Origin of the sequence: Bacillus cereus group sp. MYBK108-1 (genome assembly GCF_051917185.1) — a bacterium.
In the GTDB taxonomy this organism is placed as follows: domain Bacteria; phylum Bacillota; class Bacilli; order Bacillales; family Bacillaceae_G; genus Bacillus_A; species Bacillus_A cereus.
In genome coordinates, this window is sequence record NZ_JBQAHZ010000013.1 from 70,289 (window position 1) to 86,254 (window position 15,966).

Here is a 15,966-nt window from a genome sequence, read left to right on the forward strand (position 1 = left end):
GACATTGTCCTCTAACTCTTGCTATGGCTTTTTCTATGTACAGTATTAATTGCATGTACACAAACGTAATAATAGTCACCTAATTACATATGAAGAGGTGCAAAAAATGAATAAAACAGGATTAACAAAAGTAGTAGTAGAAAAAGCTGAACTTATACAAAAAGATGCTGCTGCAGCAACACAAGCGTTATTAGATACAATAACAAATGCGTTAGCAAATGGATAGAAAGTACAGATTCTTGGCTTTGGTACATTTGAAGTACGTGAAAGATCTGCCCTACAAACAGGGGAAGAAATGCAAACTGCGGCTTCAAAGCCACCTGCTTTTAAAGCAGGAAAAGAATTAAAAGAGGCAGTGAAACAATTACACATAGTCAAAAGGCTTTCCACGCCCCAGCTTTGCCCCCTACCCTTCGCATATCCTGTTTTGGCTAGCTAATCTGGTTTGTTAAGGAGGAAAAGTGAATGAGGGCAAAAAAAGAATCCTCTAAAGACCAGGATTCTTTTTTTGAAGTATCGCCTATTGTGATGTACTTTTATAAGAATGTATAGTAGAAGTTTATAACAAATCCGATTATAAAGAGGAATAATACGAGGAGATAAACTCCTTTTTTATTATCTTTTGCTATTATTTTATCTAGTTCAATATAAGTACCAAAACTTATTACCAACAACAAAATAGCCTGAAAAATATTAATCATCCTTTATTAACGATATTATTAATATCAAATAAAAAAAGAAGAGAGAAAACATTCTCTCTTTACCAATAATATTTTACAGAGTAAGTAGGGTAAAAAACTATATAGAGATGAACCACGAAAATACTTTACCTAGTGAATTATATCATAAATCACTCTAAAAAAATACATATCACATACATTTTTGTTTTATTTATGACAAAATTGTTAAATATTTGAACGAAGAAAGGCTTTATATCTAAATGAATAGAAAGGTGTTGGTGTGATAATAAAATTTAAGGAGGCTTTCTATTATGTTTTCAAAAAAACAAAAATTATTAACAGTAGTTACAACATTAACATTAGGGTGCGGATTTACTTTTGGCTTAACACCTGCTTCTGCGGATACTGCCAATAACACTTCTCCAATTAAGGAGGAACAGGTACGAATACAAATACCTTTCACGGGCTATGTTATTTCAGCAGACGATAATTACTTAATTGTTGCTGATACTTTTACGAAAGAAGAAGCACTTTATTATCAGAATAATTGGTGGGAGCTAGTTTCCCAAAATAAAATTTTAAGAGTACCTGTATCCAATGGTGAAAACTACAAATTAGGTGAAAAATTAAACGTATACGCTGCTGCTTGGACTTACTCTTTACCACCAATCGCTATAATGCCAACAATTGAAAAATTAGTTGATTAAATACTGCTTATCTAATAAAAGAAACATTGCCCTAATTAGAGCAATGTTTCTTTTCCTTATTTGGCATTAGAAATTGAAATGGATGAGAACAGATCTGGAATGCTATTCTCAAAAGCTAATGTAAAGGAAGGGATTAATTCATGTATTCTTTCTTGCAGTGATTTCTTATCTACTTCTCCAAGTTCATTCAAAAGTTCATTCTCTTCTAAAGACTCATCTTCATTGATTAACATCCTTAACATATCTAAGTTAATGATTTCATGAGGCGAATGAACTAGCCCATTCATCATTATATATTTTTGGAGCATGGATGAATTACCTTCATTTGCTTGCTTTACAGCTTGTTTAAGATATAAATCAAAATATTTCTGTGTAAATTTCACACCTTTTAGTGGAACGGCTCCTACATGTTCAACACCTTTCCAACGTAAATCCGCAATTGAACTCAGCCACCATGCCGGCTCAATAGCTTTTTGCATACGTTGCAGCACCTTGCGTTCGAATCCAGGTTTATGAGTAGAGTGTTCTTTTAAACAAGTATCTAACATTTCAGCTTCAATGGCAGCTACGGTCATCCCCTGTCCATAAATGGGATCAAAGTTACAAAAAGCATCACCTAACACTAATAATCCAGATGGCCAATTTTCCATTAGTTCAAAATGTTGACGAATTGACTCCTGCGCTCTAAATCCTCTTGGGACACTAATTGGTTCTAACTCTTTAATTAACTCTCTCATCATAGGGGTAACTAAAGAATCCAGTTCTTTTTCATATTCTTTTGAATTGGTTGGTGGATAGTGCGTACCTCCAGCAACAAATAGTAGCGCTTGAGCTATGTTATCTTCAATATATAATAACCCTACAGCACCAACGTTTTTAGCAGGATCGCCTTCAGAAATTGCACTCAATTTCTCTTTGATATGTGAAGGTACTTTATAATATCTCGTGCTATATCCAAAATTCACCTTTAAACGTTCTGGCTCCGGAACATCATATCCCATAGATGTAAGCCATTTATTGAGTTTAGATTGACGACCACATGTGTCGACTACCAAATCGGTTAACACAGTTCGCTTTGTTTTTAATTCGTCTCTTTCTTGAATATTAATTCCAATAACACGCTTGTGATCAGACGAAGCTAAAAGGCCTGTCACCGCTTGCTTTGAATAAAAATGTACATTAGAAATTTCTTGCACACGTTGGCGGATTGTCCATTCTAACAATGCTCGACTGCTTGCTGCACCTTTTCTTTCTATAACTAGCTCAAGTGCCCCATAAGGAGAAAATCGAATCATTTTATCATTCTTGACATTATGGGCACCTAGATTTAATAAATCATCAACATATCCAGGAAAGAAACGGTTCATAATTATTTCTCCGCGTGGTAATACACGATGAGGATGAAAGTCTTGGGGTGTACCTGGACGTTCAGATGGTTTTTGAGGTAACTCATCTTTTTCAACAACTATCACTTTCTCAAAATAACTGGAAAGCACGCGTGCAGTAAGCAATCCTGCAATACCGGCTCCAATCACAAGTGCATTTTCTCTTTTTTGCTGTTGATATAGTAATTGACTATCCATCAATAATCTCTCCTCTTTCTAAAAAGTATGTTTGTTCAGCATGAATCTATTAAAACTTTTCCAGAAATCAGAATAAACAAGTGATGATTCTTCATTATTTCAGTAAGGAGCCCGTTGATATAATAGTTCATATAGGGAAATAAAAACAGATACATTTCAAAATACTACAATCCCCCCTATTACAAGTGAGAAATAATTAACGTGACTAGTAGAATTGTAGTATCTGATAGCACTGGCCTTGAATAGTTTGTTTTTTCGGTTATCAATGTGTCAGTAAACCCAGCACATTTATCGTTATACTTTTAAACTCAGTTCTCTTAAAATATATATGTTTATATTTTTTAGATATACGATTTTAAATCCTTCTGAAAACCCAATAGACAAATGCCTCTGTATCATTACATTACAGAGTTGACCCTAAAATAGTAATCTGTTGAAAAACTCACTTTAACCAACAGGAGTTTTAATTAAATACCTTTATTATCTCTGCAAAGGTATTACAATTTTAAATACGCTTTTCAATCCTTTGAATCCAGTAAAACAATTCATTTAAATAATAAGATTTTACTGCATGATAGGATACCTAAAGCGATGTTGGTATTCCGTTTCATTATGCCTCTATTGGGATCTGCCTCCAACATTCATCTTATAAAAATCAAGGTGGTTCAAGTCAAAGAAAGTACACTCAAATGAGTACCCTTTTTTAACAAGATACAGGTTCATATAACCTATATAACTGCTCACCATTGATAATAGTTCTTTTTAAATACTGCTTTATTCCCCCTTTAATATTTTTTATAATTTGCACCTTAAATGTATCACTTTTATTACCCTTATAAATATTTAGGGTTTTTAGAAATATTTATTTGATTTTTAGTAATATTAGGATTCTATTTTATCTAATAGAAACTAGAGGGTTTGAGAAAAGTATGTAATAATGCATAATAATTCAATCAGATATTATTATATACTTTCAAAGAGCTGATACAAAATTTCTTTAGAGTGGAAAACTAAAGTCTTATCTACCTATTTGTGGGGGCGCCTTATGGCGCCTTTTCTTTTTTATTATAAAAAACCCCCAAGCATGCATATACTTAAGGGTTTATCGATTGAAAGATAGAGCTGTTTGGAATTCCTTAAATTAAGAACAAAGCGGGATTACTCCTAAACCAATTAATAAAGCTGCAGCAAACGCTGGAATTGGCGCAGGAATCTCGATACCTTCTACAACTAAAAAGTATTGACCATTTACTAATTTAAAACAAACTAATTGCATGGATAATCCTCCCTTCTGTTAGGATTAATACATTATATTAAATAATCTTATTATTGATATAATTAAATTGTTTGTTTTTTAGAAAATGGGTAATCAATATTCCGGGGAAGCACATTAAATGATCTTTCCCTTATTTTCAAAAGGACCTGCTCAAGTCATACGTAAAAACATAAGGTAAATTAAATTGTATACACGCTGATCACGGTGATTTTTCGATGCACCCATCATAATGAATCTCTCCTTTTCCTCTTTTTATCAGTATTGGTAGGTAAAAAGGGGGCAGACACAAAAACAGGTTGTGGAGAAATTCTTCTTCACAACCTGAGATTAAGTTATATATCCAAATATGACCTGTTCTTTTAACTATTTAGTCTTTTATAATCTGTTATAGTCAATATAACTAGAGTCATAATAAATCCACTGACCTGTTCCAATTCTTAGCCAACCATTCTTTTCTTCATATACTGTAACTTTTTCGCCTTTACTTGTCTTTCTAACAATAGAATAGTTTGTACCTGATCCGCTTCGAACATTTACCCCAATACCATTAATTTGAGCCGTTCCAATTACCTTTTCAACACTACCATTTTCAATTACTTGTAGCATATTTAGAATGAATGTTGCTGTTTCACCACGAGTTGTTGTTCCTTTAGGGTCGTATTGATTGTCACCCTTACCTCTTACAATACCTAGGCCATACAGTCTTTGTACGTCTTCTTTATATATAATTTGGTCTTTATCTGAGAATGGTAGGTTTACAACTGGTCCCCATATACCTTTATACTGTAAAGCCTTGTTTACAATAATTGCTGATTCTTCTCTTGTAATAGGTGTGTTTGGGTCAAAATAACCATCTCCTCTACCTTGAATGATACCTGCACTTGCAGTACGTTTAATACCATCCCGTAAAGTTGAATTTGCATCGTTTAGGTCTTTAAATGAAGCATCTCCAGCTGGCAGGTTTAGAGAGTTAGAGATTAATTGAGCAAATTCGGCTCTTGTTATCGCTCTATTGGGTGCGAAAACTCCGTTTCCTTCCCCTATCATAATACCTCTTCTATTTAACTCTCGAATAGCTTCTTCATACCACCCTCCTGTAATGTCATCCTTTGGTTGATAAAGATTATTATAATACCCCTCAACGCTATTTACGAATACATCCCATTGCCCATTATTAATCATGTTAGCAGGGCAGATTTTACCGCTCCATTTTTGGTGTTTTACAATGTTATTTAACGGTACACCAGTTTCTTTCATTAAATAAGCTACAAGTTTCTTAGCATTATCTACCGCTTTACTGTAGTTTCCGTCACTATTAACTGCGATTTCAATTGCAATGGATTCTCTATTACCTGAACCATCACCGTCTCCTGCATGCCATCCGTTCTCGTTTAATGGTAGGTGTTGATAAATCTCTTTATCGTCTACTGTAAAATGCCACGATGCAGCTCGGTCTGTGTTGCCTACTGCTTGGTTATAAAGGTATTGGGCGTGGTTTCTAGCACCTGCCCCTACACTTGTATTATCAGTCTCATGAATTGTAATGTACTTTGGACTCATATAGTTTTGAGGACGAATATTATCGTTACCTGCTGGTACAATCCATTCAGTGAATGGAACACCATTTATTGTACTAGAGGTGCTAGGTGATATGGGAGACAGACTACGTTTTGTTCTGTTTGAATTGTTAGGAACAGTTAGAGTACCTGTTTCTTCATGAATACCTTCTGAACGTTGAAGACTATCTACTTTCTTATTGTCGACAGTACCTCCACCACGTCCGTCTACCTCTTCAAAACTAGCTTCAATACTTTTTAAAGCCTGTTCATCTGATGCTGTTTTACTTTGTTCCTGAACGTTTGTAGGTTGCTTATTGTTTACTAATTGTTGTTCCTCTGCAAACGATACCAATGGTGAAGATAATACCGTTAATCCTGCCGTAAATGCTACTACTTTTTTATTAAATTTAATGTTCATTTCTAATTTGGTATACCTCATTATTTTAATAGATATACCTTCCTCCTTGTACTTCTTTTAGTGTGAATGTTAGTTTAAATAATGGTAGCCTAAACCCTCAAAATAACAGATTGATTTTACATTGCATATGTCAAACCGACATCTATAAATCCTACTTGAAATGTTAGTACTTTAGAATTATAACACAGCACGGTTGCAATACTTCCAAGACTCTTGCAAGTAATCTCCTAATCTTGGATATACTGATAGTATGACTCTAAAAAAGGACATGATCACATCGCTATCAAGCTAAGATTATACAATGTCAAGTATAGTAGTGATTATTTCTTTTTTCTAAAAGCCAGACTTAGAGAATTTAAAGGTTTGCATGCGAAATAACCCCTATCGGGTTTCATTTTTTGAATTAGGCCGCTTAATAGGTCATATTCAAGTTGAATTTTCATCCCAGCAGTATAGCTACATCCTCCAGCCCCAGGATAAATGGTTGAAAATATATCTGAAAGCTGAAATGCAGTGGAATCTAAAATGCGAATACGCTTGAAAATAGAGGTGTATGGAGAAGAAAGTGGTATAGATGAAGTTAATTTTTTATTTAGAAGGTTAGTCAATATATGTTGTAAAAACTGAACGGCTGATTTATTACACCTTTGATACAGTCCTTCCGAACTGATGAGTACTTCTGTGGATGCTTCTAAACAGCTAGATAGCTGCGCTAAAGAGGTTGTAGCGATATTTTGACTTATCCATATACATAAAGCGACTAAATCTTTTGCTTGGTATTTACTGGTTCTTTGTACGAAACCAACATCTCTAGCAAGATCCCGTAAGGTATTTGGAGATAAAAAACTTTGAATCTCTTGAGCAAATAGTTGTAATTCATCAGATACAGAAATAGACATTCAAAAGCGCCATCCTTTCCTATGATTCTACAAAAAGAATAGCGTATTTTTTTTCATTTTAGGGAGGGTTTTGTTGAATTATCTTGATAGCGATTGGTGGTACCCCTTATAGGATAATAGAAGTTTGCATTTTTAATTTTTTCACACTCTATTAACAAGGCAGTTATAGCATCCTGGTTTAGCGTTAAGAATGTGAATATATTCTACTTCTTTATTATCAAAAATTTCATCTATATTTTCTCTTAAATTTACACCTTCTGTAACCCTTGCTTCTACAATCATTGAGTCAGCATTGTAGCCGCGTACAGATAGATACCTATGATGTAACATATGCGGAATTTCATTTACATCTAGCTTAGCAGTAGTTGCTCCCTTTCGTATAAATATAGGACCACTTGCTTTATAAGGCGAATTAACACTATGATATTGGTAATTCAGTAAAATTACCTCTTCTCCTACCTCTGCATCCTTCAAACTTATCCTGCAAGGATATCCAGGGTTTTTATTTGCTATTATTTTGACTGCCCCGATACTTTTTAATACTTCTTCATTCATTAGAAATAGGTTATTAAACTCCTTCTCTTGCAACGCAACGATTTGAAAGTTATTTCTCATATTCTATCCCTCCTTAATTAGTTGTTATAAAGTATTTCACTAATGATGCTACCACTAAAGTTCATAAAACTTGTTCAATAATCTTGCCTGTTTGTTGAGGATTGAATTAAAAAGCTTACAATTCTATAACAGAGAAAAAATGGCTTATTATTGTTCAATACAAAGTTGTTTACTTTTAATCAATCAGTAATGATTTATCGAAAAATACGATGAGTACAAAGCACTCTTGTTAATTCATGCTATCTTTTGTTAAAGAACGTGAATTCAGTCAAGTTCTTGGTTTACGGTATTTCCACTATGGAAAGCACGGAATTGACTCGGTGAAAATCCTGTATTTCTTTTAAATGCATTATAAAAACTAGATACACTTTGATAGCCTGTTTGATAACCAATCTCTGTACTATTAAAGACCGTTGTCAAGAGAAGTTCCTTTGCTTTCTTAACTCTGATCCTTTCTAAATATATTCGAGGAGTATACCCTGTTCTTTCTTTGAAAATCCGATTTAAATGAAAACGACTAACTCCTACCCTTGATGCAATTTCATTTAAAGACATGTTTTGAACATAATTATTTTTTATCAATTGCATAGTATCTTCCAAAACGCATTCGAACGGGTCGTATATTTTTATATTTAGATCTGATCGGCATCTTTTGCATGGGCGATAGCCTGCCCTTTGAGCTTCGTGCGCATTTGAAAAAAAGGATACATTTTCATAATTAGGAACCTTAGACTTGCAAGAAGGCCGGCAAAAAATTCCAGTTGTCTTGACTGCGTAAAAGAATATCCCGTCATACGCTGAATCACATGATACTGTTGCTTTCCACATGGTATCTCTGGAAAGGTTATTTTGATCCTTCATTAGATTTTAATCCCCCCTTGTAGGCGAAAATCTTATTACTCAAAATCATATAAATCGCATATATAGCCACGACAATTAACGGGACAAATATATATAATTGAAAAAATGGAATCACCAGCAAACATAAAATGAAAGAGATTAACGATGCCCACCATGCCGGTGTGTTCTTCCTAAACAATTTAACGCCTGCTGCCATTGAAAGAACATAAACTAGAATTCCAAGAGAAGTCGGTATAAACAAAATATCATCAAACGTTAGTGACAAAGCTTTTGTTACTAATACACCTGCTACCGAAAAACAGATAACAAACAATACCATCTGTCTTGGAATTTGAGTAGTTGCATGCAACCTTGAGAAAAATTTTGGAAAAGCACCATCTCTGCTTAATGAATATCCTAATTGCGTTAGGCTGGCTACAAAAGCATTCGCTGTCCCTGTACAAATAATTAAAGCTAAAACTGCTGTAACGACTTTGGCACCTCCACCTACTGTATCTCCCATTATAACACCAATAGGAGACAGGTTGCTTTCTTGACTGCCATACGTGGCCGTTCCAATAGTGACAAGGCTTAGCGCTAAAAATAATAATCCAATGACAACTGCACTAATAACTGCTCCTTTGACAATATCTTTTTCTGGCCTTTTAAAGTGCACAGCCAGATTACAAATCGCCTCCCAACCGAAAAATGACCAAAAGATAACCGTTATAGCGTTCCCGACAGAAAACCATCCATTTGGAACAAAGGGATTAAAATTTCCCCATTGTATTCTTGGAAACGCCACAAATATAGCTGACGCTAAAAGAATCAGTAATAAAGAACTTAAAATCAATGCAACTTTACCACTAACATTTACGCCGTAATAATTGGAAACACCTGCAATTACCAAAATAAAGACGGCAATTTCAATTGTTTCAAAATGCGAAAATCCAAATGCCTGACTGACGTAAAAAGCACCAGTTAAAGATACAATCGTTTGACCAACTGCTGCTGTTACAAAGTAAAACCACCCAACGATATTGCCAAGATGATATCCAAAAGAATTTCTAACAAAGGTTGCTGCTCCACCGGAATCAGGATATATCCGTGCCAAACTAGCAAAGGAATAAGCAAGCGGAAAACTAATTATAATAACGATAAACCAGGATACAATAGATGCAGGGCCCGCTATTGAGGCCGTTACCCCCGATAAAAAAAGGACACCTGATCCTAGAATAGCTGAAATGTATAACGCAATTCCTTGAAATAATCCAATGGCTTTATTGTTCATGATCTCCCCCCTTTTATAGTATTTAGTGTACTAGTAAAAAGGGGGGAATTCTTCTTGTTTTTTGCGGTTTAATTCGTTTAATAAAACAATCAAAAGCATTTTTATTATATTTCTTCTTCAACAATCTGGCCCGATTGTTGAAGAAAGTAGCCTGTTCCAATAAAGAACTTTATTGCTCAGTAAAAAACTTGTCATGAAACCATAAAACGAACCAAAATTTTTCTTAAGAGTAGAAAATTCGGCTCGCTTTATGTTGGGATTCGCTTAGCGTATATTTTCGTTAAAACGTGGGCTGAATCCCATGCCCATCAACTTAAAATTTTAAGGTATTCCCAAAACGAAAAAACCAGCTTTTTTATTACAAATTAGCACAAAATCTTGTTCTGGGGGTAGTTCTATTTTCTTAGCTTGATGGTGATGTGGCGGTACCACATCACCATCAAGCTAAGAAATTCATTGTACCCCAAAACAAAAAAAGATGAAAAAATAATAAAAAGCTTATCATTAAGTGCTAAAAGATAAGCTTTTTTATCTATACTTATTAAATTTTATTTGATTTCTTCCATGCTAATACTGTAATAAGATATTGAATACCAAATAAGAAAGCGAAAAGTATAATAAATCTTGCTATTACTGATAACCATCCAACGAAATCTTCAGGTAAGTTATATTTGTATGTGGTAGCACCTATTGCGACAAAACATAAAATAAAGGTATTACTCATTTTTTCTTTTAACTTTTCATTTAATTGTTCTTTATTATTAATATCTGTTTCATAAATACCAGTCAAAATAGATTTAATAAAAAAGAATATCATATAAAAAGTTATAATGGCTAATGAAGCAGCCCATTCTAAAAATGGACGGGGTAGATATGCTCCTCTTATTACAAAATCAACAAAAGCTATAAGTAGGACAATAATTCCAGATTGAGCCCAAATTTTCATTTCGATTTGTTGAATTCTTTCATCTGGGTGTGTACTGAGTGAAAACCATTTTTTTAGTTTTTCCATTTTAAAATTCCTCCCAAAATAATTTATCTAAACTTTTATCTAGTGTTTTAGCTGTATGAATGCAAAGTTTTAAAGAAGGGTTATAATTATTACTTTCAATAAGACTAATGGTTTGTCGAATAACGTTTACAATATCGACCAACTCTTGCAATCTTCACTTTACTTAAAGACATTAAATACACCTCACTTGTAAAGATAACTTCACGCCATAAATCTTATATTTTATATATTAGATTATTAATAATATAAATGCAATATATATTTTACATTAAGTCATGTATAGGTTGCTAAATTCTGTGTTTTTGTATCTAAAACTATCCTACAAATATAAAAATAGGTAATTCTTTCTGTAGAATCATAGGAAAGGGTGAATTTATTATATCTATTTCTATATATAATAAATTAGAAGTATTTGTTCAAGAGATTCAAAGTTACTTGTACTTATCTCCCAATTAATTGTGCAATCTAACCTTTTCATCTACTAAGTTCTTTTACTAAGGAATAGAAACTAAAAAAGAAATAGGAATGAACTTTTTTTATTATTTTGTTCATCTTTTTTCGTTTTAGGAGGGATTTTATCTTTTAGCCTGGTAACAACGCGGAAGTATCCTAAGTTTAAAAATCCCTGTAGCTACTGCATACTAGCAACAACCTTTTGAAATTCAGGTTACTGCGATGTATAATTATCAAAAAATCTAAGGAGTTATATATATGGCTAATGTAAAAATAAAAGCTGAGGTTCTGAGTATAGGGTTACAAATTGGTTTATTTTCAAAAACTGAAATAATTGATTGGGCTGATCAGACAATTGAAGCATTAGATACCCCTTCTATTGAAATTATAGAAGTTTCTCTATCTAGTAATGATAAGTTGGTTGACATCGTACCTAAATTAAAAAACGTAAAAGGAATGTATGCTAAAAAATTACCCGTAAAAATAATACTGGGGCTGTTATGGGATAAATTTATCCTAAATGAAGAAAATGTATTGAAAATAAAACCATTTATATCTAATTTGATACATAATAATTGCTGTGAGGGATTCAGTTATGTAGATGAACAGCTATATAATTTTAATGAGGAAATTAATTTAGCAGCAGATAATATATATGGGAATCTAGAAGATATTAGTCAAGAATTAAAAAGCTTTCTATTTCCTTATAAAGACTTTAGTAATCACTTCAGTTTTTGGGAAACTTAAAAAATATTAAATTGATGGTAATAGATCATTCGGAAATGACCCCCATAAAATGGTAGTTTTATTATTACAGCTATCCTACAAAGTGGTTTATCTGTTCATGAAAAGTAAGAATTCATTACACATAATACCGAAATTTATTTTCCTGCTTTAAACCTCACTCCTATAGAATAGCTAGTACAAATAGTTGAACTCTTAAAAAGAGCTTGAAAAAATAAATAATAAGACCAATTTTCAACCGCCCTTTACAGGTGATCTTTTACTTTTTCTACTTCACATATACAAAGGGTTCATTTGTCGTAATATAGTATATTCTCCCCTTTTCATTCATGATTCTTTACTTCTTTTCTCTCTCTTGCCAATGAATATGGTATATAATTGAGCACCTGCCAGAACTGTTTTTCTTCCACTTAGGTGAACTATTCTATTTAAAAAGTCAGTGTTTATTAAAGATTAAACAACACAATGTAGAAGATGTTGTTTATAACTGGAAAAAAGCATCATTTATATTTGAACTAACAGAAAAAGAATATTATATAAAAATGGTACAAGATAAACTTATTGAAATACAAAATAAAAAACACTCATAATTTCGTAAAAACTACTTAAAAAACCCACAGGAAAAGTTTCCGTAGGTTTTACATTTATAAACATATTATTATTTTTTATAAAGCCGCATCTCCAATTATTAGATAACTATCTAATCCATTGGAAATACGGTTTACTTAGGTCATTAATGTTTCAGCAATTCTCTTTATTTGAAAATTACATCTACCATACTAATTTAATATTATATTCCTGAAGCCAACCATTAACTTGAAGTAAATAATCTATTATACCTCGTGCATCATTACCTGAAATTACTTCGTCTTTTCCTTCTGCAATAGCACGAACTCTTTCTACATTAATTAATGGCAAAATAGGTGATTCTGGATTGTTCAACACATGTAACATCCAATCACTAATACCTTGTAGATAAGAGGCATCTTTAGTGCTTGGATATGCACTTTTTTTGCGATAACGTACATCTTCTGGAAGTACATTTTTTAAAGCTCGACGTAAAATACCTTTTTCAATATTGTCTATGCTTTTCATTTCGAATGGGACATTCCATAAGTATTCTACAAGCCGGTAATCGCAAAATGGAACTCGTACTTCAAAGCCATTCATCATACTTGTGCGATCTTTTCGTTCTAGCATAAATGGCAAGAAACGTGTAATAAACATGTAAGACATTTGACGTTGCTTCATTTGCAGATCACTTTCACCTTCTAAAAAGGAAACCTCAGCAACCGCATCTTCAAATTTTTGTTTTTGATATTTTTCAGGGCTAATCTTCGCTTTAAAATCCTCTGATAAAATTTCTGTACTATACCATAAATTAACACTCCAAGGGAATATCTCTGCATCTAGAAACTTCTCTTGATGGAACCATGGATATCCTGAGAATACTTCATCTGCGGATTCGCCTGAAAGTGCAACTGTTGCATCTTTTTTCATTTCCTTAAATAACAAATAAAGAGACGTTTCTAGTGCTCCAACTCCAGGTAGATCACGCGCTCGCATTGGAGTTAATAAATACTCTATTAAACTATCTGATCCTAACTCTATAGAATGATACTTTGTTCCTACATATTCAGCCACACGTTTCACCCAAGGTTCATCACGATCAAAACGAAGGAAGTCTTGCTCAAAGTCTTTTTCATCATTGATGAAATTCAGGGAATATGTATGAAGGCGTTCCCCTTTATTCCCAAATTCATTTCCTGCTAAACCTGTTAAACCACTGGAATCTAAACCTCCGGAAAGCATAGATACCACTGGTTTATCAGCAATTAACTGACGCTTAACCGTATCTTGTAAAATGGAGCGGATTGTCTCGACTGTTGTATCAATATCATCTACATGTTTTTTACTTTCAAGTTTCCAATACTGTGTCGTAGTCGAGCCATTAGAGGTAAACGTCATATAATGGCCAGCACGCACTTCATGTATATCCTTGAAAATAGCATGACCAGGAGTACGTGTTGGTCCAAGACAGAATATTTCAGAAAGTCCTTCTTTATCTACCTCAGCATCTACAAGTGGATGCGAAAGTAAAACTTTTAACTCTGAACCAAAGAGAATTGCGCTTCCCCTTTGAGCGAAAAATAAAGGCTTCACACCTAGATGGTCACGACCAAGTATCAATTTCCCAAATCTTTCATCCTAAATACCAAAAGCAAAAATCCCATTTAAGTGTTGAACACAATCTTCTTGCCACTCTAAGTAAGCGTGTAGTAATACCTCTGTATCCGACTTGGTCTGAAATTCATGACCTTTCTCCTCAAGTTCTTTACGTAATTCTTGATAGTTATAAATTTCTCCATTGAACGTAAGGCCAATCGTATCATTTCCATCTTTATACAGCATAGGTTGAAGGCCACCTTCAGGATCAATGACGATGAGACGTCGATGACCTAATGCCGCTCGTTTTGAAAACCAATGCCCCTCTGCATCAGGTCCTCGGTGAATGATAGCATCTGTCATTTTTTTAACGTTTCTTGTTCATGAGACAGGTCTTTAGACCAGTCTATCCACCCTGCAATTCCACACATAGTGTCTACCTTCTCTCAAATAGTATAGAAACCGACTAAAATCCAATATTAGTCGGTTTTCCGTAAAAAAATCCGACTAAAAACATCTTTTAGTCATGTTTATATAATAAAATGAATTAAATAAAAAATCAAATAATTCACTCAAGAAAGAAATCACTGTCCCCTTTCACTTGAATTCTCATCGTCCGATTATAAAAATTATTACCTCAAACTTTCAACTTTATCCCTAGGTTATAAAGTTGCATTCTATTATAGTTATATACTAGAAATAAGAATGGTGTATGTTATTCTATAAGAAGCAAATAGAGGACTTTCTATTAGGAGTTACAAAATTACAAATAAACTGATACAGAATGTAAAGACAGAAAACTTCGCTAAATATTTCAAGGATAGGGTGTAGACAATGATCAAATTAGAAAAAGAAAATAAAAAGATGAAAATCATTCAATCTGCCACAATACTGTTCTCTACGCGTGGTGTCCGTAACACAACAGTTGATGAAATTGCAAAGACAGCTAAAGTTGGTAAAGGTACTATTTATTATTACTATACAGATAAAACTGAAATATTATGCGACTGCTATATGCGTCATATTCAGCTTAAACGCTCACAATTATTTAATTTATATAAAGAAGAAAAAGATGTTTTACTTCGAATACAAAAAATTCTCCATTATATCAGCCTAGAATATCATCAAGATCCGTTTGTTTCTACACTCTTTCAAGAATATAAAGAGTACCATTCACCTGAAATTACAACTTGTTTTAAACAATCTGAAGAAGAAGCAATTAACATGATAAGTAATTTACTCGAAAAAGGTTATCAGCAAGGAGCTTTGCATAAGGTACCATTACCGCTTACAGCTTTTATGTTAGTACGAATGATTTTTAACTACGAACAGGATTATATAAAAGATGATAAAAGTGATACAGAATTTCTGCAGTTGCTAAAACATATGCTTCTTAAAAACTAATTTTAACAACAAAAAAATAATCGTGGTATAAATATATGAAGAAGAACGTGAATAATGGATGGTTTAATAAGCTCTTTTCATTCTAGACAAACCTGCAAAATAATCCAACGCTTATGTAGGAATGACTGATAAAATCCCAACCCGTGTGATTGTTCATCGACTACTAAAAAGCAAAGCCTTTTGGCTCCGCCAAACCAAAATTCATCTCCCACCTATCGTCGGATTACGCCCTTCACACGCTTGTGGAAGGAGAATTCTTTCGGGAAATACGTTAAAACATGTTAAGCATTCTTCCTCATTCATCGTTGCAAAAAGATAA

Annotated in this window: 10 protein-coding genes and 5 pseudogenes; 5 read left to right on the top strand and 10 right to left on the bottom strand. The window is 33.4% G+C overall.

Features of this window, described 5'->3' with window-relative positions; all coding sequences use genetic code 11:
• Window positions 1–106: 106 nt before the first annotated feature.
• Window positions 107–361 (top strand): annotated as a pseudogene (locus ACTFSL_RS18240) (HU family DNA-binding protein); the annotation flags it as partial.
• 630 nt (window positions 362–991) lie between these two features.
• Entirely contained in the window at window positions 992–1,387 is a 396-nt protein-coding gene (locus tag ACTFSL_RS18245; protein ID WP_063538915.1) for a DUF3221 domain-containing protein, read from the top strand.
• Window positions 1,388–1,443: 56 nt separating this feature from the next.
• Here ACTFSL_RS18245 and ACTFSL_RS18250 read toward each other — a convergent pair whose 3' ends face one another.
• The 9 genes and pseudogenes from ACTFSL_RS18250 to ACTFSL_RS18290 all read right to left on the bottom strand — a co-directional run bounded on the left by ACTFSL_RS18250 (window position 1,444) and on the right by ACTFSL_RS18290 (window position 11,053).
• Window positions 1,444–2,970: an NAD(P)/FAD-dependent oxidoreductase gene (locus ACTFSL_RS18250; RefSeq protein ID WP_088338221.1), complete on the bottom strand. Its 1,527-nt coding sequence runs from the start codon at window positions 2,968–2,970 to the stop codon at window positions 1,444–1,446.
• A gap of 1,141 nt (window positions 2,971–4,111) precedes the next feature.
• Window positions 4,112–4,246: a hypothetical protein gene (locus tag ACTFSL_RS18255; protein ID WP_001177694.1), complete on the bottom strand. Its 135-nt coding sequence runs from the start codon at window positions 4,244–4,246 to the stop codon at window positions 4,112–4,114.
• 375 nt (window positions 4,247–4,621) lie between these two features.
• The gene (locus tag ACTFSL_RS18260; protein ID WP_088338234.1) at window positions 4,622–6,223 is read right to left on the bottom strand and encodes an S-layer homology domain-containing protein; all 1,602 of its coding nucleotides are present in this window, start codon (window positions 6,221–6,223) and stop codon (window positions 4,622–4,624) included.
• A gap of 407 nt (window positions 6,224–6,630) precedes the next feature.
• Window positions 6,631–7,122 (bottom strand): annotated as a pseudogene (locus ACTFSL_RS18265) (IS4 family transposase); the annotation flags it as partial.
• A 141-nt stretch (window positions 7,123–7,263) separates the two neighbouring features.
• Window positions 7,264–7,737, bottom strand: coding sequence for a DUF1203 domain-containing protein (locus ACTFSL_RS18270; RefSeq protein WP_001245414.1), 474 nt, complete (start codon window positions 7,735–7,737; stop codon window positions 7,264–7,266).
• A 264-nt stretch (window positions 7,738–8,001) separates the two neighbouring features.
• A complete protein-coding gene (locus ACTFSL_RS18275) occupies window positions 8,002–8,598 on the bottom strand; it encodes a bifunctional transcriptional activator/DNA repair enzyme AdaA (protein WP_016117335.1) in 597 nt (198 codons plus the stop codon).
• Window positions 8,582–9,868, bottom strand: a complete 1,287-nt coding sequence (locus tag ACTFSL_RS18280; RefSeq protein ID WP_088338222.1) for an APC family permease — start codon at window positions 9,866–9,868, stop codon at window positions 8,582–8,584. Before ACTFSL_RS18280 ends, ACTFSL_RS18275 begins: the two co-directional genes overlap by 17 nt.
• A gap of 541 nt (window positions 9,869–10,409) precedes the next feature.
• The gene (locus ACTFSL_RS18285) at window positions 10,410–10,880 is read right to left on the bottom strand and encodes a DUF6773 family protein (RefSeq protein WP_142292799.1); all 471 of its coding nucleotides are present in this window, start codon (window positions 10,878–10,880) and stop codon (window positions 10,410–10,412) included.
• A 1-nt stretch (window position 10,881) separates the two neighbouring features.
• Window positions 10,882–11,053 (bottom strand): annotated as a pseudogene (locus ACTFSL_RS18290) (helix-turn-helix transcriptional regulator).
• A 538-nt stretch (window positions 11,054–11,591) separates the two neighbouring features.
• Between ACTFSL_RS18290 and ACTFSL_RS18295 the strand changes: the two are divergent.
• Together ACTFSL_RS18295 and ACTFSL_RS18300 are read left to right on the top strand one after the other, a co-directional pair.
• Window positions 11,592–12,080, top strand: a complete 489-nt coding sequence (locus tag ACTFSL_RS18295; RefSeq protein ID WP_088338223.1) for a hypothetical protein — start codon at window positions 11,592–11,594, stop codon at window positions 12,078–12,080.
• A 407-nt stretch (window positions 12,081–12,487) separates the two neighbouring features.
• Window positions 12,488–12,667, top strand: a pseudogene (locus ACTFSL_RS18300) (transcriptional regulator); the annotation flags it as partial.
• Window positions 12,668–12,848: 181 nt separating this feature from the next.
• Here ACTFSL_RS18300 and asnB read toward each other — a convergent pair.
• Window positions 12,849–14,674, bottom strand: a pseudogene (asnB, locus tag ACTFSL_RS18305) (asparagine synthase (glutamine-hydrolyzing)).
• A 403-nt stretch (window positions 14,675–15,077) separates the two neighbouring features.
• Between asnB and ACTFSL_RS18310 the strand changes: the two are divergent.
• On the top strand, window positions 15,078–15,647 hold the full coding sequence (locus ACTFSL_RS18310; RefSeq protein ID WP_000593069.1) for a TetR/AcrR family transcriptional regulator: 570 nt from the start codon (window positions 15,078–15,080) through the stop codon (window positions 15,645–15,647).
• Window positions 15,648–15,966: the final 319 nt, after the last annotated feature.